This is a genomic window from Desulfobacterales bacterium (assembly GCA_030066985.1).
Lineage (GTDB): Bacteria > Desulfobacterota > Desulfobacteria > Desulfobacterales > JAHEIW01 > JAHEIW01.
The window spans coordinates 42,056-68,976 of the sequence record JASJAN010000036.1; the positions used below are offsets into that span (position 1 = coordinate 42,056).

Annotated in this window: 21 protein-coding genes; 14 read left to right on the forward strand and 7 right to left on the reverse strand. The window is 49.6% G+C overall.

Translation table 11 applies throughout. The annotated features are described in order from the left end of the window. Positions 1-128 precede the first annotated feature (128 nt). The 10 genes from nuoE (at position 129) to QNJ26_17590 (ending at position 12,483) form a co-directional block, all read left to right on the forward strand. A complete protein-coding gene (nuoE, locus tag QNJ26_17545) occupies positions 129-608 on the forward strand; it encodes an NADH-quinone oxidoreductase subunit NuoE (protein ID MDJ0987348.1) in 480 nt (159 codons plus the stop codon). A 137-nt stretch (positions 609-745) separates the two neighbouring features. Further along, positions 746-2,029: an NADH-ubiquinone oxidoreductase-F iron-sulfur binding region domain-containing protein gene (locus QNJ26_17550; protein ID MDJ0987349.1), complete on the forward strand. Its 1,284-nt coding sequence runs from the start codon at positions 746-748 to the stop codon at positions 2,027-2,029. 85 nt (positions 2,030-2,114) lie between these two features. Next, positions 2,115-4,634, forward strand: a complete 2,520-nt coding sequence (nuoG, locus tag QNJ26_17555) for an NADH-quinone oxidoreductase subunit NuoG (protein MDJ0987350.1) — start codon at positions 2,115-2,117, stop codon at positions 4,632-4,634. A gap of 46 nt (positions 4,635-4,680) precedes the next feature. Then, entirely contained in the window at positions 4,681-5,676 is a 996-nt protein-coding gene (gene nuoH / locus QNJ26_17560; GenBank protein MDJ0987351.1) for an NADH-quinone oxidoreductase subunit NuoH, read from the forward strand. Between the two features lie 121 nt (positions 5,677-5,797). Next, positions 5,798-6,334 carry an NADH-quinone oxidoreductase subunit NuoI gene (nuoI, locus tag QNJ26_17565; GenBank protein MDJ0987352.1) on the forward strand — a complete coding sequence of 179 codons (537 nt, stop codon included), beginning with the start codon at positions 5,798-5,800 and terminating at the stop codon, positions 6,332-6,334. A 352-nt stretch (positions 6,335-6,686) separates the two neighbouring features. Further along, positions 6,687-7,193, forward strand: coding sequence for an NADH-quinone oxidoreductase subunit J (locus QNJ26_17570; protein ID MDJ0987353.1), 507 nt, complete (start codon positions 6,687-6,689; stop codon positions 7,191-7,193). Further along, a complete protein-coding gene (gene nuoK / locus QNJ26_17575) occupies positions 7,190-7,492 on the forward strand; it encodes an NADH-quinone oxidoreductase subunit NuoK (GenBank protein ID MDJ0987354.1) in 303 nt (100 codons plus the stop codon). The genes QNJ26_17570 and nuoK overlap by 4 nt, the downstream gene beginning before the upstream one ends. A gap of 175 nt (positions 7,493-7,667) precedes the next feature. Then, positions 7,668-9,569: an NADH-quinone oxidoreductase subunit L gene (locus tag QNJ26_17580; GenBank protein MDJ0987355.1), complete on the forward strand. Its 1,902-nt coding sequence runs from the start codon at positions 7,668-7,670 to the stop codon at positions 9,567-9,569. 17 nt (positions 9,570-9,586) lie between these two features. Further along, a complete protein-coding gene (locus QNJ26_17585; protein ID MDJ0987356.1) occupies positions 9,587-11,059 on the forward strand; it encodes an NADH-quinone oxidoreductase subunit M in 1,473 nt (490 codons plus the stop codon). Next, positions 11,059-12,483 carry an NADH-quinone oxidoreductase subunit N gene (locus QNJ26_17590; GenBank protein ID MDJ0987357.1) on the forward strand — a complete coding sequence of 475 codons (1,425 nt, stop codon included), beginning with the start codon at positions 11,059-11,061 and terminating at the stop codon, positions 12,481-12,483. Before QNJ26_17585 ends, QNJ26_17590 begins: the two co-directional genes overlap by 1 nt. Before the next feature lie 185 nt (positions 12,484-12,668). Here QNJ26_17590 and QNJ26_17595 read toward each other — a convergent pair whose 3' ends face one another. Continuing rightward, entirely contained in the window at positions 12,669-13,088 is a 420-nt protein-coding gene (locus QNJ26_17595; GenBank protein MDJ0987358.1) for a DUF1178 family protein, read from the reverse strand. A gap of 467 nt (positions 13,089-13,555) precedes the next feature. Between QNJ26_17595 and QNJ26_17600 the strand changes: the two genes are divergently transcribed. Both QNJ26_17600 and QNJ26_17605 read left to right on the forward strand, forming a co-directional pair. Next, on the forward strand, positions 13,556-14,140 hold the full coding sequence (locus tag QNJ26_17600; GenBank protein MDJ0987359.1) for a TIGR04211 family SH3 domain-containing protein: 585 nt from the start codon (positions 13,556-13,558) through the stop codon (positions 14,138-14,140). Between the two features lie 294 nt (positions 14,141-14,434). After that, the gene (locus tag QNJ26_17605) at positions 14,435-15,697 is read left to right on the forward strand and encodes a hemolysin family protein (GenBank protein MDJ0987360.1); all 1,263 of its coding nucleotides are present in this window, start codon (positions 14,435-14,437) and stop codon (positions 15,695-15,697) included. Positions 15,698-16,075: 378 nt separating this feature from the next. Here the strand turns inward: QNJ26_17605 and QNJ26_17610 are convergent, their stop codons facing one another. The 3 genes from QNJ26_17610 to QNJ26_17620 form a co-directional block, all read right to left on the reverse strand. Further along, positions 16,076-17,119 (reverse strand): galactose-1-phosphate uridylyltransferase, encoded by a 1,044-nt coding sequence (locus QNJ26_17610; protein ID MDJ0987361.1) that lies wholly within the window; start codon positions 17,117-17,119, stop codon positions 16,076-16,078. Positions 17,120-17,227: 108 nt separating this feature from the next. Further along, positions 17,228-17,770: a YIP1 family protein gene (locus tag QNJ26_17615; protein MDJ0987362.1), complete on the reverse strand. Its 543-nt coding sequence runs from the start codon at positions 17,768-17,770 to the stop codon at positions 17,228-17,230. Positions 17,771-18,010: 240 nt separating this feature from the next. Next, positions 18,011-18,967, reverse strand: coding sequence for a potassium channel protein (locus QNJ26_17620; GenBank protein ID MDJ0987363.1), 957 nt, complete (start codon positions 18,965-18,967; stop codon positions 18,011-18,013). 385 nt (positions 18,968-19,352) lie between these two features. Between QNJ26_17620 and QNJ26_17625 the strand changes: the two genes are divergently transcribed. Beyond that, on the forward strand, positions 19,353-21,485 hold the full coding sequence (locus tag QNJ26_17625) for a SpoIIE family protein phosphatase (GenBank protein ID MDJ0987364.1): 2,133 nt from the start codon (positions 19,353-19,355) through the stop codon (positions 21,483-21,485). A gap of 57 nt (positions 21,486-21,542) precedes the next feature. Here the strand turns inward: QNJ26_17625 and QNJ26_17630 are convergent, their stop codons facing one another. From QNJ26_17630 to epmA, 3 genes are all read right to left on the reverse strand, one after another. After that, a complete protein-coding gene (locus QNJ26_17630) occupies positions 21,543-21,899 on the reverse strand; it encodes a LapA family protein (protein MDJ0987365.1) in 357 nt (118 codons plus the stop codon). A 168-nt stretch (positions 21,900-22,067) separates the two neighbouring features. Next, entirely contained in the window at positions 22,068-24,656 is a 2,589-nt protein-coding gene (locus tag QNJ26_17635; GenBank protein MDJ0987366.1) for an amino acid permease, read from the reverse strand. Positions 24,657-24,720: 64 nt separating this feature from the next. Continuing rightward, entirely contained in the window at positions 24,721-25,641 is a 921-nt protein-coding gene (gene epmA, locus QNJ26_17640) for an EF-P lysine aminoacylase EpmA (protein ID MDJ0987367.1), read from the reverse strand. Between the two features lie 112 nt (positions 25,642-25,753). Here epmA and QNJ26_17645 point away from each other — a divergent pair, with 112 nt between their 5' ends. After that, positions 25,754-26,881 carry an FAD-dependent oxidoreductase gene (locus QNJ26_17645; GenBank protein ID MDJ0987368.1) on the forward strand — a complete coding sequence of 376 codons (1,128 nt, stop codon included), beginning with the start codon at positions 25,754-25,756 and terminating at the stop codon, positions 26,879-26,881. Positions 26,882-26,921: the final 40 nt, after the last annotated feature.

Here is a 26,921-nt window from a genome sequence, read left to right on the forward strand (position 1 = left end):
GGCCTAATTTTTGCCTTGAAATCTGAAGGCAACCAGCGTTCCAAGATAGATATTAGGTCTCGATGTGAAACACAGTGTCCTGACACCTGACACCTTTCATAAACTAAGCTAATAGATAAAGACATCTTATGCTGCCGGGTGACGTTAAAAAATCATTAGAAGAGAAGATCGCGCATGCCGATCACCCGCGGGAGCTGGTGGTTGATGCCATGCTGGCCCTTCAGGATCACTATGGCTATTTAAGCGATGAAGCCGTCGAACAGACAGCGGCACTGCTGGGTATGTCTGCCCTCGAAGTGGAAGAGCTAGCGACATTTTATACCTTTATTTATCGTGAGCCGGTGGGCAAATACGTGATCCATGTTTGCGACAGTCTGATTTGCTGGATGGACGGATATGATTCCGTAAAGGATTATCTCTGTCAAAAACTGGATATCGATGTGGGCGGCACATCAGCTGACGGTTTGTTTACGCTTTTGCCGGTCTGTTGTATTGGATATTGTGATCGGGCGCCGGCCATGCTGATCAACCGCAAGGTTTATGGCCCTCTTACGACGGAAACAATCGATAAGATCTTAGAAAAGCTTCGATCCGAAGCTGAAAAATAGATATTTTACCACGGAGAACAAAGAGCACACAGAGATTCATCTAGACACAAATTTTTTGGTAAATAGTATTTGAATTTTTCTCTGTGCTCTCTGTGAACTCTGTGGTGAATTCTTAAATTAAAAAATTTAGAGAATTTATGGAAACGTATCCGCAGATACTTTTGGAAAACCGCAAGCCGGACCGCATCAACACGCTGGCAGAATACGAGCAAAACGGTGGCTATGAGGCCCTGAAAGAGACCCTCAAACAGCATAGTGAATCTGATACCATCCAAATGGTTGATGATTCCAATCTGTTGGGGCGGGGCGGTGCCGCCTTCCCAACGGGTTTTAAACTTAAAACAGTTGCCACAGATGCCCCCCTTCCAAGGTACATTGTCTGCAATGCGGATGAAATGGAGCCCGGAACATTCAAAGATCGCGTGTTGATCCATACCAACCCGCACATGATGATTGAGGGTATGATCATTGCCGGTTACAGCATCAAAGCCGAAAAAGGCATTATCTTTATCCGGCCCGAGTATGAAAGCGGGGCCAAAATTCTGGAACGAGAACTAAAACTGGCTGAAGAAGCGGGTTATCTGGGCACTAACATACTGGGCAGTGACTATTCCCTGGATATCGTTGTGCATCGCAGCGGCGGGCGCTATATCTGCGGGGAGGTTACCGCGCAATTGAATGCGCTGATGGGCAAACGACCAAATCCAATGCAGCCGCCCCCGTATCCGACCGAAAAAGGTCTGTGGGATCTGCCTACCGTGCTGAGCAATGTCGAAACCTTTGCCTACATACCGCATATTATACGCCATGGACCGGATTGGTTTAAAGGTCTTGCCACCACCGATACCGGTGCAGGGACCAAAATATTTTGTATCAGCGGCAAGGTCAACCGGCCGGGGGCATATGAACTGCCCATCGGCGTCCGGTTGAGTGAGATCATTGAAAAGATTGCCGGTGGTATGCCCGAGGGCTCTGAATTTAAGGCCTGCCTGCCGGGCGGCGCATCCACCGGCTTTTTGCCCAGGGAGCACTATGACATTGAGATGGATTTTGAATCTCTAAAAAAGGCAGGTAACCGCCTGGGTACCGGTGCCATTATGGTGTTTGACCAACACACGTGCCTAGTGGATGCCACCTTGAATTTGACCGATTTTTTCGCGCGCGAATCCTGCGGTTGGTGCACCCCTTGCCGGGAAGGTCTGCCCTACGTCCGGGATTTGCTCGCTCGAATAGAAAATGGTGATGGCGAACAAGATTATATACCGATCTTGGAAGAGATGGGCAAACATTTGTGGAGCGCCTATTGCGCTTTTGCACCCGGAGCTGTAGCACCCTTGCAAAGCTTGTTGACCCATTTCCGGGAAGAAGTTGAGGCACATATTCATCAGAAGACATGTCCATTTAAGACTGCTTCTACTTAGTATAAAAATTGTTATAAGCAGTTAAACAGTTAATATTTGCTAATCTGAAACAACGGACGACGGACGACGGACCACGGACATACAGATGCCAAAGATTATCATCGACGATCGCGAAATTGAGGTTGCCGAAGGCACCAAGGTGATCGATGCGGCCGAACAGCTGGGGATCATGATTCCGCGCTTTTGTTATCATCCCGCTTTGGGATCTGTAGGGGCTTGTCGAGTGTGTGCGGTTAAGTTTTTACAGGGTCCGTTTAAAGGGGTTCAGATGAGCTGCATGGTCGATGCCCAGGATGACATGGTGGTATCGACGATCGATGAAGAAGCGGTGGCATTTCGCAAATCCGTGATCGAGTGGCTTATGCTGCACCACCCTCATGATTGCCCTGTTTGCGATGCTGGCGGACATTGTCTTCTGCAGGATATGACGGTATCCGGCGGCCACGGCATCCGAAGATATCCGGGCAAAAAACGCACCTATCCAGACCAGTATCTGGGGCCGTTGATTCAGCATGAAATGAACCGCTGCATCCATTGTTATCGCTGTTCGCGATATTATCAGGAATTCGGCGGTTACCGCGATCTGGGCGCAATGCAATCCGCCAACCAGACCTATTTCGGGCGCTATCAGGAAGGCATCTTGGAAAGCCCCTTTTCAGGCAACCTCATTGATATATGTCCTACTGGCGTTTACACCGATAAACCTTCACGCTATGTTGGCCGGCGCTGGGATTATGAGCGCAGCCCGTCGCTGTGCATCAATTGCTCCCTGGGCTGCCATACCATCGCCAGCAGTCGTTATCGCAAAGTCGTCAGACAAGAAGCCCGTCTGAGCGAAGTCATCAACGGGTATTTTATTTGTGATCGCGGCCGCTATGGTTTTCTTTATAACAGTCAGGAACAACGTCCCCGCTGTGCGCGTGTAGACGGTCAGACCGCATCCCCGGACCAGGCGCTTGCAGCTTTAAAACAACGACTGGACGCCATTACTCACCAAGATGGTGAACAGGCGGTAGCCTGTGTCGGTTCGAACCGCAGCAGCCTTGAAACGCTGGCCATGGTCAAACACGTCAGCCAGGAAAACAGCTGGCAGCCACCGGCGTACTTTGTTGATGAAGCCATCAGTCGCAAAGTAAAAACAGCCATTTCCAGACTCGATTCGGACCTGACGATCTCAATGCGTGAAATTGAATCAGCTGATTTTATTGCAGTGTTGGGTGCTGATCCGCTGAACGAAGCGCCCATGCTGGCGCTGGCTCTGCGCCAGGCTGTGCGCAAAGGCGCGACAGTTGCTGTTTTCGATCCGCGGCCCATATTTATGCCATTTGAATTCACGCATCTGCCCGCCAATCCGGATGCGGCTTCTGCCGATTTTGGCGCCATGATCCGCGCAGCCCTTGAGCCGGAAACCAGAAAAAACTTGGACGGGTCAGCGCGCGAATGGTATGAGGCCCTTGCAACCATCGAACAGATCTCAGACGCTCGGCAAGCAGACCTCGTTGCCCTGGCTGAAAAGCTGAGGGCCTGTCAGCAACCTGTAATTGTATGCGGTACGGAAGTGGTGCACCAGCAAACACCGATAATGGCTGCCGATGTCGCCATACTGTTAAAGACCGCCGGAAAATCCTGCGGCCTGTTTTATCTGATGCCCGGTGCCAATGGGTTTGCGGCGGGACTGCTTGCAGATGAAAACCATTCCGTGGCAGCACTCATCAGTGCTATTGAGCAGGGTTCGATCAAAGGGCTGATCCTGGTTGAAAATAATCCGCTGTGGCAGTTCCCGAACCGAAAGCGACTTGAACAGGCTCTGCAGCAGTTAGAGTTGTTAGTCGTAATGGATTATCTCAATTCCGAGGTGGCCGAGAAAGCAGATATTTTTCTGCCGACAACAACCCTTTATGAAAGCGGAGGCATCTACATCAATCAGGAAGGCAGAGCCCAGGTTGTAGGACCTGCCTATCGGGGTGGTATTCCTATCACGCAGACAGGTGGCGGAGATCACCCCCCCCGGGTATACAGCACGCAAATCCCGGGCTCTGAACCTCAGGCAGCCTGGCAATGGCTGGCTCATTTGATAGACAGCCAGCCACAATCGGACACAGATAATTTGAGGGCTGAGATAAGGCAATGGCTGGTCAAAAATGAATCCGGATTTAAAGCGCTGCCAAGTTTTGCAGAAATTCCGCCAGAGGGAGCCCGCTTTTTCCAAGCGCTTCAATCCCAGGGGCAGTTTGAGCGCCAACAGATAAACAGCGGCTTGGCAAAAGAGGGCCAGTTAGAGATTCTGATGGTTGAGCGAACCTTTGGGACCGAAGAACTCTCTGCTTATTCAACGTGCTTGCAGGAACTGGCTTGCACGCCCGGTATTTTCATGCAATCAACTGACGCCAAACAGCTAAACCTGGCTGATGGGGATCAGGTGGCTGTTGAATTGCAAAGCGGAACGATAACGGCCCAATTACAGGTGGCTGAGAACATGGCTTCCGGAATGCTGGTAATTCCCCGTAGCCCAGAGTTGGGGTGGCAAATAATGAACACCGATCCTGAATTGGTTACCAAAGATCAGATACGCAAATTAAACAATTCAGCAAAAACACTTGAATGATTCTTTATAGCAACCAAAAACTTACAACAGACAACAGGCAAACAGCATGCTAGACTGGTTTGTGGGATTCATCATCTTGATCGTTAAATTGGGTTTAGTGCTTCTGGCGCTGTTGTTGCTGGCCGCATATCTAGTGTGGGTGGAGCGCAAGTTTTTAGCCCGTTTGCAGATCCGCTACGGCCCGAACCGGGCCGGAAAATATGGCCTGCTGCAGCCGATAGCAGATAGCATCAAGATGCTCATCAAGGAAGATATTGTTCCAGCGACTGCTGACCGCTTCATCTTCCTGCTGGCACCTGCTGTGGTAGCCACTACAGCCCTGATGATGTTTGCGGTTGTTCCTTTCGGCAGTCATATAACGCTCTGGGGTCGGCAGATCCCGCTTGTCATTACCGACCTCAATGTAGGCTTGCTGTATATTTTTGCCCTGTCATCTTTAGGTGTATACGGTGTCGCCATGGGGGGTTGGGCCTCCAACTCAAAATACAGCCTGCTGGGCGGAATCCGGGGTGCGGCTCAAATGATCAGTTACGAGCTGGCCTTAGGGCTTTCTTTGGTTCCGGTTATCATGTTGGCGGGTTCTTTTAGCATCGTTGATATCGTCAATGCCCAGGCCAAGGTCCCGTTTGTTATCCTTCAGCCGTTTGCATTTGTCATTTTTATGATCAGTGCCATGGCGGAGAGCAAACGTATTCCTTTTGATATGCCTGAAGCTGAAAATGAGCTGGGCGCCGGCTATCACACCGAATATAGCGGTATCCGATTTGGGCTGTTTTTTCTGGGTGAATATGTTCACCTGCAGGTATTGGGTGCTTTGGTGGCGGTATTGTTTTTAGGAGGCTGGCGGGGGCCGATCTTACCGGCGCCGGTATGGTTGTTTATCAAAATGATTTTTGTGGCATTGATCATGATTTGGGTGCGCGGAACCCTGCCGCGGCTGCGTTACGATCAGCTTATGGCGCTGGGTTGGAAGGTGCTCATACCATTGTCACTTATCAATATTATGGTAACGGGAGCAATTTTGCTCATATTGCCTAAATAGGCAATTGCTCCTGGCTGCTCGCTGCTGGCTACTGGCACAAGTTCAGTACTAACAGCCAGCGACCAGAGGCCAGTCGCCAGAAGCAGACAATAACTTGATGTGAAATGGAATCCTAATAATTATGACCGAAGCAATTGAAGCAATCAAAGCGCTTGCGACTGGCTTTGCGACAACATTTAAACATCTCTTTCGAAAACCGATAACGGAAGAATATCCAGAATATAAACGTCCGTTGCCGGCGCGCAGCCGGGCGCGTATCATTTTAACCCGGGATCCGGACGGTGCTGAGCGCTGCGTGGCCTGTTATCTGTGCTCGGCGGTTTGCCCGGTCAGTTGCATATCCATGCAATCTGCCGAAGGTGAGGGCGGCCGACGATATGCCGAATGGTTTCGCATTAACTTCGCGCGCTGCATTTACTGCGGTCTGTGCGAGGAGGCCTGCCCGACGTCGGCCATTCAGCTAACCCCGCAGTTTGAAAACTGCAAAAATGACATCCTGGCCTTTGTCTATGAAAAAAAAGACCTGCTGGTGGACCACCAGGGCAAAGATAAAGAATATAATTTTTACAAATATGCAGGAGTGGCCACAGATGCAGGCAATAAAGGGGAGCATGAAAAGGAGGCGAAGCCGGTCAATATAAAGACTAATCTACCTTAAAACTGTTTTAAAACATTCATCTTTTGCTCGAGGGCTGTGTTATAAACCGTTTTAAAATACTCGCGTACTACCGTGTACGCTCCGTTTTTAAAACGGCTTACGCCTTGCCCTCAAACAAAATTCAAACGTTTAAAACCAGTTTTACTTTTGTAAAAAAATACAATAATTTTTTGTGTTATGTGTCATGTGTCATGTGTCATGTGTCAGTGTTCAGGTGTCAGCCTTTCTAATAGACCCTGACACCTGCTTGCCGCGGCGAAGCTCGCAGAGCGAAGACAGGACACCTGAAACCACTAAAATATTGGGGTAAACATTTTCCAATCCAACGCCCATTGATGGAAAAATTGGATAAATGACCATTTACGCAATCATATTCTACATTCTAGCCGCCATTATCGTTTTGACCACCGGTTTGGCGATTACACGCCGGAATCTGGTGCATGCCGTGGTGTATCTGGTGTTCTCCTTTTTTGGCAGCGCCATGCTGTTTTACCTCTTTGGGGCGCCCCTTCTGGCAGTATTGGAAGTGATTATCTATGCCGGCGCCATTATGATTTTATTTTTATTTATCATCATGATGGTCAAAATGGACACAGCCGAAGGGCAGTTGTTTCCGATTCAGCAATGGTTGCCGATTGCCCTGATGGGTGTGGTCTATCTGATCATCGGTGCTGTCATTATATCTTCGGCTCCGGGCAGCGACGTTATGCTTGAAGTCGCACTGGCCAGCCCTGAAGCATTCGGCGCCTATCTGTTTCAACGGCACTGGCTTGCAATTGAGATTATATCCGTGTTGTTGTTGGTGGCCCTGGTAGGTGCCCTATATCTGGGGCGCAAGAAAGGCGAGGACAGCGCATGATCGTTCCATTCAGCCATGCACTCATTTTAGCCGGGATCCTATTTTTGATGGGGATGTTTTGTGTTGTGGTGCGACGCAATTTGATCATGATGGTCCTGGGGGTTGAAATTATGTTAAACGGCGTCTCGATCGCCTTTGTCGCAGCGGCTTTACGCTGGCAGCACCTTGAAGGCCAGGTGTTTGTGCTTTTCATTTTGGCCGTGGCCGCAGCCGAGGTGTCCATTGGATTGGCATTGATCATTTATGCATATCGGCGTACCGGGTCATTTGATCCAGCAAGGTATAACCTCCTTAAGTAAAGGACGCTAATGGCAAGATCTAGATTGTGAAATTCTAAAACGCGAAAACCAAGGTGTCAGGTGTTCCGCCGCAGACGGATTCTGGTGTCAGCCCTTCTAATCGACCCTGACACCCGAAACCTACTGAATATTGACAACGGAAGCTGCTTTAAACCGATCAAATCGAAAGGACTAAATGGCTTCACCAGTGATTAACGATCCGACCTTGATTGCAGCCCTGCTGACCACTCTGCTGCCGCTGTCGGCTTTCATCATCATTATGGTGTTTACCCGCGCCTGGCCGCGGTTTTCGGCAGGATTGTCGATCGCAGCGATTGGTATCTCATTGGTCAGCGCTCTTTTTCTGATGGTCAAACACTGGGGGCTGACATCTCCGATTACCTTTACCTTCCGCTGGGTGGTCTCCGGTGACATTCAAATCCCCTTTGGGTATCTGCTGGATCCGGTCAGTCTGCTGATGCTGGTTGTGGTGACGGTGATCAGTTTTCTGGTTCAGGTGTATTCCATCGGTTATATGGCCGGGGATCCGGGCTTTTCCCGTTATTACGCATTTATGTCACTCTTTGCCTGGGCAATGATGAGTCTGACCCTGGCGCCCACAATGCTTCAATTGTACATTTTCTGGGAGCTGGTGGGGCTTTCCTCCTATTTGTTGATCGGTTTTTGGTATGAAAAGTTCAGCGCGACAGAGGCCGGCAAAAAAGCATTTGTTATGACACGGTTCGGCGATGTCGCCTTTTTTATCGGGTTGCTGCTGGTGTTGGTGTATCTGGGCAATTTGAACATACTGGACATCAACGGACCGCATGTGCGCGCCCAAATGCCGCCGGTTTACATTACGCTGTCAGCTTTGCTGATATTTGGCGGTATTGTGGGTAAAAGCGCTCAATTTCCTCTGTTGACCTGGCTGCCGGACGCCATGGAAGGCCCCACGCCGGTCAGCGCCCTGCTGCACTCAGCCACCATGGTTGCCGCCGGTGTCTATCTGTTTGCCCGTCTGTTTCCATACTTTAGCCTGTCGCCGACGGCCATGCTGATTTTTCTGGTGATCGGCACCATCAGCATGCTGATGGCTTCCACCATGGCGATGGTCAGCCGGGATATCAAGCAGGTATGGGCTTATTCGACCATCAGCCAGCTGGGCTTTATGATCATGGGTCTTGCGGCCGGCAGCTATTTCGCCGGTGTTTATCACCTGACAACCCATGCCGGATTTAAGGCATTGCTCTTTTTGTGTTCCGGGGTTTTTATTCACGCCTACGAATCCAATGATATTTTTGAGATCAGCGACCGGGGCGGTCGCAGCCTAAAAATTCCCACCATCTGTATCATTATCGCCGCGGCTGCTCTGGCCGGCCTGCCGCCATTGTCCGGGTTTTTCAGCAAAGAGTTAATTCTGGCCGGGCTGGCGGAATTAGACAACCCTATCTGGTTGGTGGCGGGATTGCTGGGCGCATTTTTGACCGCTTATTATGCCTTCCGCCTGATCTTCATTCTGATGTTTCCCGATACGGCCCAGCCACCGGCTTCAAACGCATCAGCGCAGGGCCATGCCAGTGATCACCATAGCACCCATTATGGACTGATGGCCTGGCCATTGATCATTTTAGCAGCCGTAACTGCCGTGCTGGGTTTATATCAGGAGCCGCTGGACCACTTTTTAACCGGTCAAAGCACCCTTGCTGAGCAGGGGACTGCCCACCACGGGTGGCTGCCGTTTGTGGCTCTGGCGATCGCAGCAGCCGGGGTGGGCCTGGCCTGGTTTGAATTTGGCCGCCGAAACGCCGCAAGGGTGGGGTTCGTGGAAAAAATGCCGGCGCTGAAAACCCTTTTTGCCCGTCGCTGGTATATCGATGATTTCTATCGCCTGTGCCTGAACACCATCGTTTATAAAGGATTGGCCAACTTTTGTAAGCAAAACGATGATCATGTCATCGATGGCAGCATTGACGGTCTAAGCAACGCAACTATTGCCAGCGGCCGGATTTTATCCCGTCTGCATCTGGGGATGGTGCAGTACCGGTTGCTGGTTATTTTTATTGTTCTGGTTTTGTTGGCTGTATATTTCATATTTTAAGGATGTGAGCCGAGAAAATGGCGATTGCCGAATTTCCATATCTGACATGCATCTTGCTAAGTTGCGTCATTGGCGTTTTGGTGATGCTTTTTATGCCTGAACGCCATTCGCAGGCGATCAAATGGGTGGCGGCGATTTTTTCCGGCATCACACTGGTACTGTCCCTGTACTTGTTTTTTGCATATGACAAAAGCCAAGGCGGGCTCCAGTTTGTTGAAAAAGTCGTCTGGGTCGAGTCTGTAGGGATCACCTATTTTAATGCGGCCGACGGATTCAACTTGCCCAATTTATTGCTGACCGGAATTGTGTTTTTCACAGGTGTGCTGACGATGTGGGAAATGCAAAACCGTGTCAAAGAGTTTTACATACTGTATTTTGTGATGGTCACCGGTGTGTTTGGGCTCTTTATGAGCCTGGACTTGTTTTTCATTTTCGTCTGGTATGATGTATCGCTGTTTCCGATGTATTTGCTGATCGCTGTCTGGGGAACAACGCGCAAAGAATATGCTGCCATGAAGTTGACCCTGTACTTGCTGGCCGGCAGTGCGCTAATCTTACCGGCGATTGTTTATCTATTTGTCAAATCCGGCCTGCATACATTTGACCTCGTCACCCTGATGCAGCCGGGAACTTTCAGTGCCGACCAGCAGAAATTTGCCTTTATTTTGCTTTTTATAGGCTTTGGCATTCTGGCTGCTGTATGGCCCTTCCATACTTGGTCACCGGTCGGCCATGTTGCCGCCCCGCATGCCGTCAGCATGGTGCATGCCGGTGTGTTGATGAAAATCGGCGCATTTGGCGTGTTGCGAGTGGCGATTCTGCTTTGCCCGGAGGGCTGGCAATACTGGTCGAATCTGATGGCGTCTTTGGCTGCTGTGGGCATTGTTTATGGTGCGCTGGCGGGTCTGCGCCAAACCGATCTTAAATATGTGATTGGATATTCCAGTGTTTCCCACATGGGCATTGTCGGCCTGGGGCTGTCAACGGTTAGCGTTGACGGACTGAACGGCGCTATTTTTCAGATGTTTGCTCATGGGGTAATGACGGCGCTGTTCTTTTCGTCGGTGGGCTATATTTACGACCGAACCCATACAAAGGCAATTGACGAGTTGGGTGGCTTAAGCCGTATTATGCCGGTGGCGTCGACGTATTTTATCGTGGCGGCCATGGCCAGTATGGGGATCCCCTGCCTGGCCAGTTTCTGGGGAGAGTTGGTGGTTTTCATCTCAGCTTTCAAGGTCTATCCGATTCGCGGTTCGATAGCTGTTGCTGCCCTGGTGGTCAGCGCCCTTTTTATGCTGCGGATTGTGCAAAAAACATTTTACGGTCCGAAAAACACCAAATTTGAACAACTGCCGGATGTATCCCTTCGACTGGGAATTCCGCGCATGATTCTATTGGCGGTCCTGGTAATTTTTGGCCTTTTTCCGTCTTTGCTATTTGATGTAATCGATACAGCAACCATTCCATTCATTAACGGGTTACCCTGATGAAGTGGATGATATTCAGCCCTGAAATTTATTATCTTCTGGCAAGTCTGTGGTTCCTGGCACTCTCAATGCTGCCGCCAACCCGCGCCAGGCGCGATTATTTCAGCGCCTTGTTTCTGGCCGCCGGCGGTGTATTGGTGAGCCTGATGACGGTCAGATCGGGCGGGCTGCTGTTTTTCAACACCTATCAGATTGATCTGTTCTCACAGGTATTTAAGGTGTTGCTGTCCCTAGGGCTCTTTTTGATCATTTGCCTGTGTGCCAATTTAAGCGGTGTCCGTGAAAAGCACCATTCAGATTTTTATCTGCTCCTGTTTGTCTGCACCCTGGCAATGCTGCTGCTTGTCAGCAGCCGGCACCTGTTGGCGATTTATGTATCGCTTGAGCTCTCAAGTTATGCCCTGTACATTCTGGTGGCGCTACGAAGCGATAAAGAATTGGGCATTGAGGCCGCGATGAAATATTTTCTGATTGGCATCACCGCCTCGGCTGTAATGCTCTTTGGTCTGGCGTTACTATATGCAACCACACAGGCGGCGCATATCGATGATATGCTGCGGGTCATCCCTGCGGTTATCGATAAACCTGCTGTTATCCTCGGGCTGCTGCTGACCCTCAGCGGGTTCTTTTTCAAACTGGCGGTTTTCCCCTTTCATTTCTGGGCGCCGGATGTATACCAGGGCGCCGCCCATCAGGTGACCGCTTATATCGCCACCGCCTCCAAGGTAGCCGCCATTGCCCTGTTAATCCGTATGATCGCCTCTGTGGGTGGCGATGATGCCAGCAATTATCTGGCGCACGCATTGGTGACCCTTGCGATTATTTCGATGACTGTCGGCAATTTGGCCGCCATCGTCCAAAAAGATGTCAAACGGCTGCTGGCCTACTCAACGGTGGCTCACGGCGGCTACCTGTTAATCGGTATCCTAAGCATGAGCGCCGCTGGCTACGGCAGCGCCATTTTTTATGCCGGATCCTTGCTGATCATGAAATTCACCGCCTTTTTGGTAGTTGTAAAGGTGGCCGATGATGGACGCAACATCCAGGTAGATGAGCTGGCCGGACTGCATCAGCGTTCTCCACTACTGGCAATGGCCCTGATGGTATCTATTTTTAGCCTGGCAGGCATACCACCAACGATTGGTTTCAGCGCCAAGCTCTTTGTTTTTGTGGCAGCCATGGAGCAGGGGTACTTTACGTTGGTGCTGATTGCGATGCTGAATGTTTTGATTTCTCTTTATTATTATCTTTTGGTTTTAAAAGCCGCTTATTTGCTCAAACCGGATAGCGTCCAGCCTGACCTGCAGCTGTCCCCCTCACTAAAATTGCTCACCGGCACACTGATTTTGGTTATGGTTGGGCTGGGTATTTATCCAACTCTTCTGCTCGAAGTTGCCGACGCCGCCGTCCGCGCACTCCTGTAAAGATATATTCAACCTTATTGGGGAAAAATGTAAGAAAAGAGCTATATCCAAAAATAATAGATCGTTTTACAGGTTAGCCGCCTGAGGCGGGCAAGCCGGTAACGGGCTCAACCTGTAAGATCAATTTCCCAAAAACAGTTTTAAGGCGGAATAATTAGAATGATTAGTGAAAATAATTGAAAGGATTAGGCGTCGGTGTCCGGTCTCTCCGGCATGGGGATTTTAAGAAATTCAATGCCTTCTTCTTGAAGCATTTTTTCTTCTTCTTTGGTGCTCACGCCGCGAATATTACGCGGCTCTTCAACACCATAGTGGATTTTTAAGGCCTCTTTTGCAAAGTCGCAGCCGACGTCGTCGAAATTTTTATCAACAAAATCAACTATTTCTTTGCCAACTTTTTTCAGTTGTGCTTCCTCTAGCGAAACCTTTTTCGGTATTTGTGAGGATTTGATCGCAAAGGTGGAGGGGATTCTAGATACACCGGTACTGTTGCACACCGGACAGGCGATCAAGCCTTTCTTTTTCTGACCTTCATAGGCATTGCTGTCTTCAAACCAGCCTTCAAAAGAATGGCCTTGGACACATTGCAGATCATATGCGATCATATAGGAACACCACCCGCATTAAAGAATTAGCGTAAACAACAACCACTAGAAAAATCTGACACCTTCCATTTAAGACCAAAAACTTAGCGTATAATTAACACGTTTGTCAATAAATTTAAAGGCGTTATGTTTAATTTGTCTAATTTGACAGAATGTTGTAAAATAAGACACAGAGCAGATTTTTGTTTTAAAAAATCGGATCGATCCGCACCGCAAGCATTTGGTACGGCTTTATATCGCCATTTTCCAAAGGACCGCATTGCGGTATAAGGGGTCATATAAAAAATCGTTTGAAAATCAGAGCGCTTTTTGACACCTATAACAGATCCGCCGTTTATCCCAATTTAATGAATGCTAAAATATCGAATCTGAAAGGGCCTGTTATGAATTTTTCGTTCAAACGTTTCGGAGTCTGTGGGCTGTTATTGATTTTAAGTCTATGTGCCACTGCGATACAGGCGGAAACCATGTTTATTTCTGACAATTTGAAAATAACGTTGCGATCCGGGCCGAGCACCGGAAACAAAATACTGGCAGTGCTTCAATCCGGTCAGACAGTTGAAGTTGTGAACCCCGGTGATGAATGGTCCCAGGTCACCATGGCCGATGGAAAAGAGGGCTGGGTCCTGAGTCGCTATCTAACCCCTAATCCAACCCATAACCTGAGACTGGAACGGCTGGATACCAAGCATAAAAACCTAATGGCCCAGGCCGCCGCCTTGCTTGAGGAAAACAATAAGCTCAAAGCCGAAAGCAAAAGGCTCAGAAGCGAGTTTCAGACCACGCAAAATCAGATGCAAAAAACCACCAGCGAATATGAAACCCTCAAAACGGAAGCCGCCGAATTTTTAACTCTCAAGGCCAATTATGATCGAGCGGCTTCACAACTGGCTAAACAAACCGAAAAGGCCCAAACGCTTGAAGAACAGTTGACCAAGATGGAAATGAATTACGCTATAAAGTGGTTTCTGGCCGGATCGGCGGTATTGATTGTGGGGTTTTTAATTGGATTCAGCACCAAGCGTCAGCGCCGGCGCCCATCGCTGGTCTGATTTTAAAAGCGGGATTGCTACGCATTGATTTTTGAAAACCGGCATTGAGTGCCTGGCGATAGAAGAATTCATCTTCTTGGGCGCTCTCAATTGACAGGATCGCGGAATATCATTATATTAGCAAACTGAAAGAGGTTATTGACCCTATTTCAGCCTCCAACCCGAACTTTTAAATTGGAGTGCAAGCCCAAGAACGCTTGTGGCCTGCGTCTTGCTTTGTGACAGAGTTTTCTCATCACCGGTGCAGGACGTAGGGATTGCCGCTCAACCTAAAGGTTAGAGTTAACAGCATTGATGCTATCGAACCAAGTTTTCATCCTAATTCTTCTGCTTTTACTCTCCGGATTTTTCTCTTCCGCTGAAACCGCTCTGTTTTCCATCAGCAAAGCCAGGGCCATTCATCTGGCCAAACAAAAAGGGGCGACCAATCGGCTGATAAAAAAAATGAAGGACGACCCGCACCGGCTTCTGTCAACCATTCTGATAGGCAATAACTTTGTCAATGTCGGTGCTTCTGCCATCGCCACCGCTATCACCATCGATCTGGTCGCAAGCCATGCGGTGGGCATCGCCACTGGAATCATGACCTTCCTGATTCTGATTTTTGGTGAAATTTTTCCCAAGTCAATCGCCACCCGCAACAATGTTTTAATTGCGCGCTTTGTCATATTCCCGTTGTATTGGCTTTCGATTTTATTGACGCCCATAATTTTATTTCTAAATTTTATTCCCAAAATGACCGGTAAAATCCATAAAAAGCCGATTGTGACCGAAGAGGAATTGATGACCTTCGTTGAAGTTGTCGAAGAAGAAGGGGGGATTGAAGAGGAAGAAAAGGAACTGATTGAAAATATTTTTGAATTTGACGATACCAATGCGTCTGAAATCATGACGCCCAGAGCCGATATGTTCGTTATTAATGCAGATGAGGTCCTAAAGCTGGAAGAGATCGTTCGATCCGGCTATACCCGTATCCCGATTATCGAAGGCAATATCGACCATGTGGTGGGTATCTTAAACGTCAAAGATTTACTCATGCATCAGGTCACAGCCAAATCTGATGAAGCGCCTGATGTGCGCAAAATCATGCGCAAGCCTTATTTCGTGCCCGAGAATAAGAAGTTGGATAGTTTACTGAAACAATTTAAAACACGAAAACAGCATCTGGCCATTATCGTTGATGAGCATGGCGGTGTATCCGGTCTGATAACTCTCGAAGATGCACTGGAAGAAATCGTTGGCGAAATCGTTGATGAGACCGACACTTTCGAACCGAATATTGTAAAGCTCAAACCCCATGAGTGGCGCGTTCTGGGTAAATCCGAAATTGATGAAGTCAACGAGAAGATACCCATGAACATACCGGACTTAAAGGATTATGACACTTTTTCCGGCTATGTTCTCAATCAAATCGGCCGAATACCCCATGAGAAAGAAGAAATTATACTGGGCCACTTCCTGATCACAGTCAATGAGATGGACGGCAACCGTATCAGCGAATACATCGTTCGCCAGAAAGAAATCGATCCCCCCAAGGAAGCCTCAACCGCTTCATAGTTCAGCCAGCTGTTATTCCTTTTGCCTCTTAGCGTTACTTCCCAGCTATGAGTTGTCCAAATCTATTTTATTTAGGTGTCAGGCGTTCCGCCGCAGGCGGATTCAGGTGTCAGGTTCAAAAGTTCCGCCCGAGGCGGTTCTGGTTTCAGGTGTCGGGTGTCAGCATTTAGCAGGTTTCAGGTTTCAGTGTTCAGGTGTCAGGGAAATTTAGACTAAAATATGAAAATAACAAAAACATTCGACCGTTATGGCTACTGAGTAGCAAAGGTACGATATTGGTCACCGAAGGCCTGACACCTGACACCCGACACCTGAAACCATTGTTAACGGCTATTTGGAATTTTTTCCTTGAAGATAACAGAGAAGAGTATGATCGCGTTAAAAGAATGGGCGTGCCTGGGCGGCGATGTCTTCCGGGGCGCTAAAGGTGGTCATATCACCCAGCATGACCTCAAAACCGGTATGATCACTGCGAACCCAGGGGGCGTAATTCGATCTCACCACCATAACGGCTCGCAGTTCAAGACGGCTCCGAGGTAACTCAACTGCCAGAATACCAAGATTGTATCCATTGCGGCGCAGCGAACGGTAAAATCGTTGAATGTTGAGTATGCCGCGGGCCAGATCCATCCATTCGGATGCCTTAACTTGCCGAAAAGATGTCTTTAGCGGCAGTATACCCCAGATTTCAAAGAATCCCTCAGGCGCAAAGGCCGCCATCCATTTCCAGGCGCCCGTGTTTCCAATATACCGGGAACGCTCAGCCATCTCGTGGTCAAGATAATGCGACAACAGGTGCTGGCCGCCTTGCTGATAAAAATCATTGGCGCGCTGCAGCAAAATGCGCTGATGGTTGGTCGGGATGCGGTCGGCGTTTATTTGCAAATGCGGATGAAGTAAAGACCCCCCGGCTGATGGCAGATGATTTTGGGTGATGGCCATATAGATCGCTCGGGAATCATGTTGGCGAACGTCTGCCAGATAGCGGCTGCAATTGATAAAGCAGTTCGCGTAGGAATCAGCGGTGGCCGTGCCAATTTCGACATAGTGTTGATTGTCGAAAAGGCTGACGGCAGAATAGCTGCCATATGGAAACAGATTGGGAAACAGCAGAGAATTGCCTTGGATGATTCGTTCTGTAGGCGACAGATCGGGGTGCAAGCGAGGCGTTTGAGCGCTTACCTGCGGCCGGCAAAAAGGGCATGTGTCCGTTTGATCAGCATCCGGCGGCGGCTTGGGCAGGGACTCGGTTCCAGGTTCCTTTTCTTTAATTCGGCTTGCTGAGATGCGGCTGGTGCGCCCGGTTATGGGATTGGTGCGGATTTCAATGCGCTGTTCAACGATATCACCGGATGGATCGACAAACTTGGCAACAACGGTCTGGCTGTTAAATTGCAATTTAAAGGGATCAGCAGATGGCATATGGCTTATGTAACGGGCGGCGATCAAAGCCGCCGCCAGCGTGGAAGCTGCTAAAAAAACTGGAAGGCGGCTGTATTAGATGAAGCGCTTTACGAATGCTGGTGATGGTTACGAAACGCCAAAAGCCGAAAGTAATAAAACGAGCAGCAATCCTTGCGAGATGGCGCCGATGATCCAGCCAATGATGCAGACCCCGGCCGCCCGGGCAGTGCTTTCAAAATTTAAGGCCACTTTTACTGCAATGGTGGCGGCGGCGATCATCCAGATCGAAGACAACACCAAAGTCGCCATGCCAAGGCCCGGTATGATCCCCAGCAGACGGACCGCACCCGGTGCACAGGCAAATCCCATGGCCCGTATCACCGTTTTGCGATCACTACGTTCCACGTTCATCGGTTTTTCGCTTAAAAATCGTGTTCCTACAAAATAGGAAGAAAAAACCCAGATATACCAGCCAATCAAGGCGCTCACCATTCCGATATTGGAGCCAACAGCACCGGCCCGGGCAAAACTCCCCCAGGAAGACAGCATTGCGTAAATCAAGACCGTTATCCAGGCCTGGTTCAGCAATGCGGGTTCTGCAGCGATTTCCTGGTAAAAGGTGACATCAAGCTTTGCCGCTCGATAAAAACGAATGAAATACTGGCGCATGGGACCCCTTATCGATTACAGGTTAAACATCACGGCGCAGTCAAACTTCGAACAAGACGTATTTTCAAGATTGCCATGACGATTTTGCTGTTACCGGCTATCATGTTGCCAGTCCTGTGTCAATAAAAGCCGCAGGATTCAAGACTGATGAGGGTGCCGGCAACGTTTGATAATCGATGACGATAATTGGCGATGTTACGGTGGGGGGGTGCAATGGGAAAAGGGGTTCGGTAACCCAACTCACATAACGGCATTCATGCGCTGCAGGTCTTCGCGCTTGCCGATGACCACAATGACATCTCCGGACTCAAGGGTCTCTGTGGGCATGGGGTTAAAAATCATATTGCCGGCTATTTTTTTGATGGCCACAATAATTACCCCAAAATCTTTGCGCAGATTGCTATCGATGAGGTTTTTGTTGATCAAATCTGAATTTTTTCCGATCATGGCCTCTTCCATCATCAACCCTAGTGAGCTGCCCATGGTGGCAATATCGATAAAATCAACCACCGTCGGTCTTTTGAGAACCTGCGCCATTCGCCTGCCTCCGATCAGATGAGGTGAAACGACCCGGCTGGCGCCGGCGCGTGAAAGTTTGTCTTCATTGTTCTCATGTGAGGCCCTTGCCAGAATATAGATAGTTGGCCGCAAGCCTTTGGCGGTCAATGTAATGAAAACATTATTGGCATCAGAGCGCAGGGCGGTCGCGATACCCTTGGCTTTCATTATACCGGCTTTGAGTAAGGCTTCTTCCGAAGTGGCGTCCATTTCGAGAAACAGATAATTCTTAGACTCGATGTGTTCGACAATTGCGGGATCCTGCTCTATGACGACAAAGTCAATATTATCGGCTGCCAGGTCATTGCAAATGATACGGCCGATGCGTCCAAAGCCGCAAACGATATAATGGTTCTTTAATTCAGAGATCTGTTTTTGCACGATTTTTCTCCCGACTATTTTTGTCAGCTCGCCTTCGACAAAAGCGCGAACCAGCAAACCAATGGTGTAAGCACCGACGGTGATGCCAAGGATGATGATAATGATGGTCAGGGAACGACCGGCTTGTGAAAGGGGTATAATTTCGGCATAACCGACCGTGGAAATAGTGATGATGGTCATGTAAAAGGCTTCAAAAAGCGGCATGTGCTCAACCAGATAATAGCCGCAGGTGCCAAAGGCAACAATGCCGATTAACATGAAAACAGCATATCGTATTCGTAGGTTTTTTGATTCGGTTACTGCTGAGCGCTTGTAAGTCGAGTGCATTAAACGATGCGATGCTGCCGGCGAGCATCGTCCTTTGACGGATTATCTGTTATTGAGACAGGTTATCTTAACTATTATACGCCAAATTGATGCGGCTTTCAAATTGACGCAAAATTCCCCGGCTGATATTCGAAAATATTTAAAGTGTAGCTGTTTTGATCTTATTGGATAGCGTTTTTGTTTGCATTTCAAAATGGTGTCCGTTTACAATACTGTTCAAGTAGCCGCCACGGTCGGATAAAATCGATATAGGTTGTCACGCCGCAGACCAAAGGGGATTGATCTGGACTTTTAATCGTTTCAGCTCGGAATGGGTATGTTTAGAATCAGGTTACGTTGGAAATTTTTCATTATCCTGCTGGTGTTCAGTTTGACGCCCCTGGTAGTGGTTACTGTTGTCAGCCAGCGGGGTACCTTTCGTTTGGGCAAAACTATTTCGGAGGATGCCCGCCAGCGATTAACCCATATTGTCGGAATGGAGTTGCGACAAACTGCCCAAAACTCGGCCAAAATGATCCAGCGCACCCAGGCAGCCATGGAATTCTATCTGCAAGTGTTGGCTGCTGAAGCTGAGCTGGCCTTTGGAAAAATGCCTGTTGACCCGGCACCTATCTATTTTGCTAATGATTTTGAAGATCCCCGAACCGCGCCCCAGGATTTATTGCCGTCGTTCAGATACCGACTCAAAACCCATGACGGACAGTTTCTGGACAATCCCGTCAGTTTCAAGCACCCGGTGTTTTTACTGGCGCCCGGCGTAGAAGCCAAAAACGTAACGTCGGATATTGCCGTTTTGAGTCGCATGACCCCCACTTTCCGAAAGCTTTCCAACGAATTTGGCAACGCCCTGCAATGGGCTCATATCTGCTCTAAAACGGGCGTATGCGTCTCTTATCCGGGTCATAGCGGCCGCATAGATGGTTTTGACCCGCGCTGGCAGTCCTGGTTTAAAAATGCCAAAGAAACACCCATCTGGACGCTGCCAGCGCTTAACAGCGCCAGTGGTTTTCTGACCTTTACGGTCTCAAAACGACTGTATCGGCCCGATGGTTCTTTCTGGGGGGTTGCTGCCATTGATATCCTTTTTGTTGAGGCGCTGAAAAAAAGTACCCTTTCTCCTCTGTGGGCGACAGATGCGCGTTCCTTCATCGCCACTATCAGCGCCAATCCAAACACCGGTAAGCCCGGACTGCAGATACTGGCTAAAAAGGATTATCAAGATGCGGCCGGGTCATGGGTGCCGATAGCCGCAGGTAATTGGCTACATTCTGCTGATCAAATTGCACTCGATGCGGTTACTCAGCAATTAAAAGTCGGGCAGACCGGCTATGCAGCTATGCCCTTCCAGGATGTTGAAGCCATATGGGCCTATGCCGGCATCGATGATTTGACCCAGTTTGTCGTTACGGTGCCCAAATCAACCATTATGGCTTTGCCGGATGAAACCCGTAAAACGTTTTTCACCTATATCAAAGAACAGATCCTGTTCGCCGGCGCTGCGACGCTTTTGACGGTTTTGTTCCTGGCGGCCGCAGCATTGCTGGGTTCTTATATCATTACGCGATCATTACTGCGAATTGCCACAGCTGCCAAAAAGCTGTCCGACGGCGATTTTTCGGTTAAACTGGGGTTGCGCACCGGTGATGAGCGCGATCTGGTGATTCAGGCGTTCAACCAGATAGGGCCCAAGCTGGAAGACCATTTGCGCCTGAATCAATCAATGGATCTGGCCATGAAAGTTCAGCAGAAACTTCTACCCGCCAAGAATCCCGAAATTCCTGGATTGGACATTGCCGGCAAAAGCATTTACTGCGATGAGACCGGCGGCGATTATTATGATTTTTTAGAATTTGATCCTGACAACGGCCAGAAGATGAGTGTCGTTTTAGGGGATGTCTCCGGACATGGGATTTCTTCGGCGCTGCTTATGGCCTCCGCACGGGCATTTTTGCGCCAACGGGTATCGTTGCCGGGCACTCTCGGTCAGATCATTTCAGATGTAAATCGGCAACTGGCCAAAGATGTCGCAGAATACCATAATTTTATGACCTTATTCTACCTGCGGATCGATGTCCGACATAAAACTCTGGAATGGGTCCGCGCCGGTCAGGATCCGGCCATTTTATACGATCCGAGTAAGCGAACCTTTGAAACGCTTGACGGTGAGGGCATACCACTGGGGGTTGAAGCGTCCTGGGTGTACGAGGAACACCAAAAGACCGGTCTTCAAGAGGGACAGATCATCGTTTTGGCAACCGATGGGGTTTGGGAGTCTGAAAATGTTAAAGGAAAAATGTATGGAAAAGAAAAAATCTATGACCTCATTCGTGCCCATGCGGCACTGAGTGCCAAAGGTATTCTCAATATCGTCATTGATTCATTGTATCGCTTTACCAAAGGCAGAAAATTCGAAGACGACGTAACCCTGGTGGTGGTCAAAATAAAATAACCACAGAACTTTCAGGCATACCGAAAGGTCCTGCGGTCAATGGCGGGTGGTACCTAATTAGAATCTTTGGGTTTCTTCGCTGCTGTCCGATTCATCTTCAGGTTCTTTTGGCGGCTGCTCATCTACGGTTTTTTCTTCCGGGCTTTCTTCACTGACTTTTCCTTGCAGCTCACGGTTTTCTTTTCGCAACATCTTAATTTTTTTCCGCTGGGCGAACCTGGAATTAATACCCACAAACATTCCAATAAAAATGCCGACCAGTATGGCACCATAAACAACACCATACAACGGCAAAGGCATGCTGCTTAATTCGAAATAATAATGCAGCCGAATCGGCTCAAGGTTTTTGATGCCAAATGTTACCAGGACCACCAGAACAATTAGCAACAATATCGCTTTAACATAACTGCCCATATTGGTCTCCTTCACTTAGATTCTGCTGGATCTTCATGTGCCGTTTTTATTTACAGGGACTTTATTCATTTAGTAGCCATTTTGTCAAGCATTTCATATTAAACGTAATTTTAAGAAGTTAAAGTCATATGCGCTGGTTCTGCGCCTATCACCGGTGAGAGGTGCTCATCAGTCCTTCCCGGGATCAGCCGAATCGACCGCCTCTTCGGTGGATTTTTTTGTTTGCCCGCCCAACGCTTCAACTGCTTTGGCGGCGGCGATGGCCTTGACGGTGGCTTTGGCGGATCGGCGGGCCATTTTAGCGGCTTGGTGTTCAGCTGCTTTGATATTGGCTTTAAGTGTCGCAATGGTGGCCGTGTCGCCGGCACCGGTTTTAATTTGCCGCCGCAGATCTTCTTTGGCAGCTGCCAGGGCGGCTGCAGCGGATTTGGCATCTTTTTTGGCCTCTTTTGCCCGTTTGGCGGCATTCGTGTAATCATCCGCGGCTGCGGCGATGTCAGCTGCCTTGCCCTCTTCGGGCTCAGCCTCCAGCTCGACATCTTCAGCGGCCAGCACAAGTGCAGTCAGCGGCAGATCAGCCAGAATTTCTTCGGCGGGCTGGTCAAACGGGTCTACGGGTCGATTGCCCTTCAGACGAAACGGCAAAAAAACAAGTGACGATCTTTGTGAATAACCGATAACGTTGCTAGCTTTGGCATTAAACACCATTTGCGGCTCGGCTTCGATTCGATAGTTCTCGAGTCTCTGGCGGAAACCCGTCATGGCATCTTCGGTCGGATGATCAAACCCGGGCGCCAAAACCCGGATGCGGGCTCCCTGCCAGTCTTTGGAGCGGGTTGTCAGATGGGCCAGCAACAGCATCAAATGACTGCTGGCATCATCCCACCACCAGACATCGATGCGGCGTTGCGGCCCCGGAACCTTCTCCAGGCTTTCCCAGTCATTGTCGTTTGTTTTTAACACAATGATATTGCAGCCGAGGCGAAATGCAGTTTTAAGGCGACGGCCATACAGGATTTCGCGAATGCCGCGCTGAATCGTGGGTTCATGCTCGAACCAGTTGAGCAACACGGTATTCACTTTCAAAGGGCCGATACCGTAGCCTTGCACCAGGGTGTGAATCCCCTGAATCATTTTAGGCACCACCACAACAAGAGGAAATGCTTCTGATTTGCTCTCGACGATGTCTTTGCGGAGCTCTTTTTCAGCCGCTTCCCGCAGTTTGATCATTTTAGGGCCGTCGCCTTCCAGGATGCGGACCACTGTGGCAAATCCGGTGTCACCCTCGAGCCATTCCACAAATTGCAGCAGACGCTGGCGTCGATGGGCATCGTCGGAAAACACCAGCAGCTGGGGTCGCCAGTCGCGGGGATGATCGGGTTCCTGAGCGGCGGCCAGCAGATTGGCCCGAATGCGTTGCAGATAGTAAGAACGCCGGCTGTCGGCCCAGCGTGCCGGCTTGCTGGTGCGCTTCAAATACTGAAAAATGCCGAATAGTATGGCAGCGGCCAGCATCCCAGCCTTCCAATCAATTGCCAGCATCACCATCAGACAGGCCAGGGCACCGGCCAGGCTGAGTCGTTGATCATACCAGCGGAAACGGGGGCGAAAAGACGGGCTGCCGGCGCGGGCTTCGAAAAAGGTGGCATAGTTTAAAAGCCCATATGAAATCAGAAAAAACATCGAAACCACCGGGGCGATTAGGTTCAACTTTCCAAGGCCGACGGTAGCAAATGCAATCCCCGCAGACAGGTAAACCCCTCTGCGGGGATTATTGGTCGGGCCAACCCCCTGGGCAAAAGGCAGTAAAAAAGGAAAGATGCGATCGGCTGATAAGGACTGCAAAATGCGGGGCGCGCCTAAAAAAGACGCCATGGCTGATGACAGGGTGGCGGCAATCACCCCGGCCCGTATCAGAAACGCCACAGCAGAAACGCGTTTCATGGAATCGTACTCACCCATGAGCGTGCTGGCGGGCAGCGTGGCAGCAAAAACAATTGCCGCCAGGAAATAGACCACAATCGAAACGCCCACTGCCATAAAAGTTCCCCGGGGTAGGCTTTTGCCGGCATCCTTTAAATCGCCGGACATGCTAACCCCCTGTGTAAAGCCGGTCACCGCCGGAAAGAAAATGGCAAAGATGACCCAAAAACTTAAGCCCCCAGCTGGCGCGCTCCAATTCTGGGCCAGTAGGGCGCTGTCCCATTTGGCTATGCCGCCGACAAAAAAGGATAAAAGGGCTGCGATCAAAATGGCCATAACCCCATATTGAAAACGCGTGGCCCAGTCGGCGCCCAGCCAGGCGAAAATAAACAAAAATGCCACCGCACCGGCGGCAACGATCTGGGTGGAATGGCCCGCCTGCATGGACAGGCTTCGAGCGATCACCTCGCCAAAACCGATACAATAAAAGCCAATTGAAACCGACTGTGCCAAAAACAGCACGATGCCGATGGCACCACCGTATTCCAGCCCGAGTGTTCGGGAGATCAGGTAGTAGTCGCCACCGCCCTTGACTTTTAAATTGGTGGCGATGGCCGACAGAGAAAAGGTGGTCAGCAATGAAATGCCGTTGGCCAGTGCCAGAATGATCAAAGCACTTCCCAGCCCTGCATTACCGACCACAAAGCCCAGTCGCAGAAAGAGGATGATCCCCAGAATGGTCAAAATGCTGGGTGTAAAAACACCGGCAAAAGTCCCCAGCGTTCCACCTATCTCATTTGAATCCGACTTTTTATCATGAGGCGTGTCTGGCATTGGTTAAACCTTATCAAGCACGGGTATCAACATCAAGTCGCAAACATAACGATAAGGTAATTAATTAAAGTGCTTCGGGCGTAAAGGCCACCACATCATCAATTTGTTTTGCATCGGCAAAAAGCATGATCAAGCGATCCATTCCAAGGGCATTACCGGCTGCCGCCGGCAGATCTTCAAGGGCCGCCAGAAATTTTTCAGGCATTGGGTACACTGCCTTGCCGTCCTTGCGCCGCTGTTTTTGTTCGTGTTCAAAACGGGCTCTTTGTTCCACCGGGTCAGTTAGCTCGCTAAAAGCGTTGCATATTTCCAGACCACCGATATAGAGCTCAAAGCGTTCTGCATAGCGGGGGTCTTCATTTTTCAATTTCGCCAGCGCACCGCTGCTGGCCGGGTAGTCATACAGAAAAATCGGCTGGGTTTGGTCCAGCTGCGGTTCAATCTGGGTTACCATGATCTCATCAAACTGATCTGTTTGCAGGGCAGCATCAAGTGAGATGGATGCGTATTTCTCGAACGACTCGCGGACCGATATGCGGGGCCAGGGGGGATCCAACTCGATTCGCCGGCCTTGATAGGTGAGAATGCCCGCTAGTCCGATCTTGCGGGCGACAGTGTTGATGATATCCTCACATTCATCCATCAAATCCTGATAAGTGCTGTCTGCCCTATACCATTCAAGCAGGGTCAATTCGGGCAGATGCTGCTGACCCCTTTCCGCCTGACGGAAGCATTTGCATATTTGGAATATACGTGGAAAGCCGAAGGCCAACAGCCTTTTCATGCACAGTTCAGGAGAGGTTTGTAAAAACCAGTTTCCGGATGTTACGGCATCAATATGGGCTTCAGGTGCCGGCGCCGGTATGCGCACAGGGGTCTCGACTTCTAGATATTGTTTGCCGATAAAGTACTGCCGCGTGGCATCCATAATGCGGGCTCTGAGCTGAAGATGTGTTTGCATTGCTATGTGACGATTATCTTCCATAAGCTGTTTTTGTATTGGATTGCCCAGCCGGCGTCAATACATTGTTTGTGGGTGGGTTTTTTATAATAAATATGATAAATCCACTGTAACAGTGATGACCGAGGAGGAAGAGATGGGAAAACATCTGGTGCTGGTCGGCGGCGGGCATGCTCATATGACGGTTATGGTCAATCTGCAAAACTATATCGAGCGCGGCCATCAAGTGACCCTGATTGGCCCTTCGACGCATCATTATTATTCCGGGATGGGACCGGGATTGCTGGGCGGCACATATCGGCCGCAGGAAGTGCGTTTCAATGTAAAAAAGATGGTTGAAGATCGCGGCGGCGCCTTTGTGCAGGATACGGTCACCCGCATCGATGCGGATCAAAAAATACTGGTTCTCAAATCCGGTGCGGAATTAGCCTATGACGTTGTTTCCTGTAACACCGGCAGTAGAGTGCCAGCAGATGTAGCCCGTGTTGATGGTGATCGCATTTTTTCGGTTAAACCGATTGAAAACCTGATTAAAGTACGGCAGCTCATCAAGGGAAACATGCGCTCCCGGGAACCCAAACTGATTGTGGTGGGCGGCGGTGCTGCCGCATTGGAGCTTGCCGGCAATCTTTGGCGGCTGGTGCAGCAAAGCAGGACCCCGGCTAGCATCACCGTTTGCGGCGGCCGTCGTTTTTTAGCTTCAATGCCGGTCAAAGCGCAGCGCTATGCCAGACGATCTCTGGCAGCACGCAGCATCGAGTTCATTGAAGGTGTCCGCGTCAATTGCCTGAAGGATGGGGTTGCCACCCTGGATGACCAACGCGAAGTGAACTTTGATCTGGCACTTCTGGCCTGGGGGATCGAACCCTCGCATCTTTTCAAAGAATCCGGATTGCCGACCGGAAGCGATGGCGGCTTGCTGGTCAATACTTATCTTCAGAGTGTGTCGTATCCTGACATATTCGGTGGCGGTGATTGTATCAGTTTCGAGCCACAACCGCTGGATAAAGTGGGAGTATACGCTGTAAGGCAAAATCCGGTACTGTATGCTAATTTGCTGGCTGCCCTTGAAGGCAGAGACTTAAAGACCTTTGAGCCGCAGGATACCTATCTGTTAATCTACAATTTGGGGAACGAAACCGGAATTTTTTGCCGCGGTAGCTGGGTTTGGAAAGGTCGCTTGATATTTTGGCTCAAAGATACTATCGATCGGAAGTTTATGCGCAATTTTCAAGTCTCAGGCGAAATTACAGAAAAGGATTGATCTGCTTAAAAGCCATTTCAAAATCTCGAATGCATAGCAT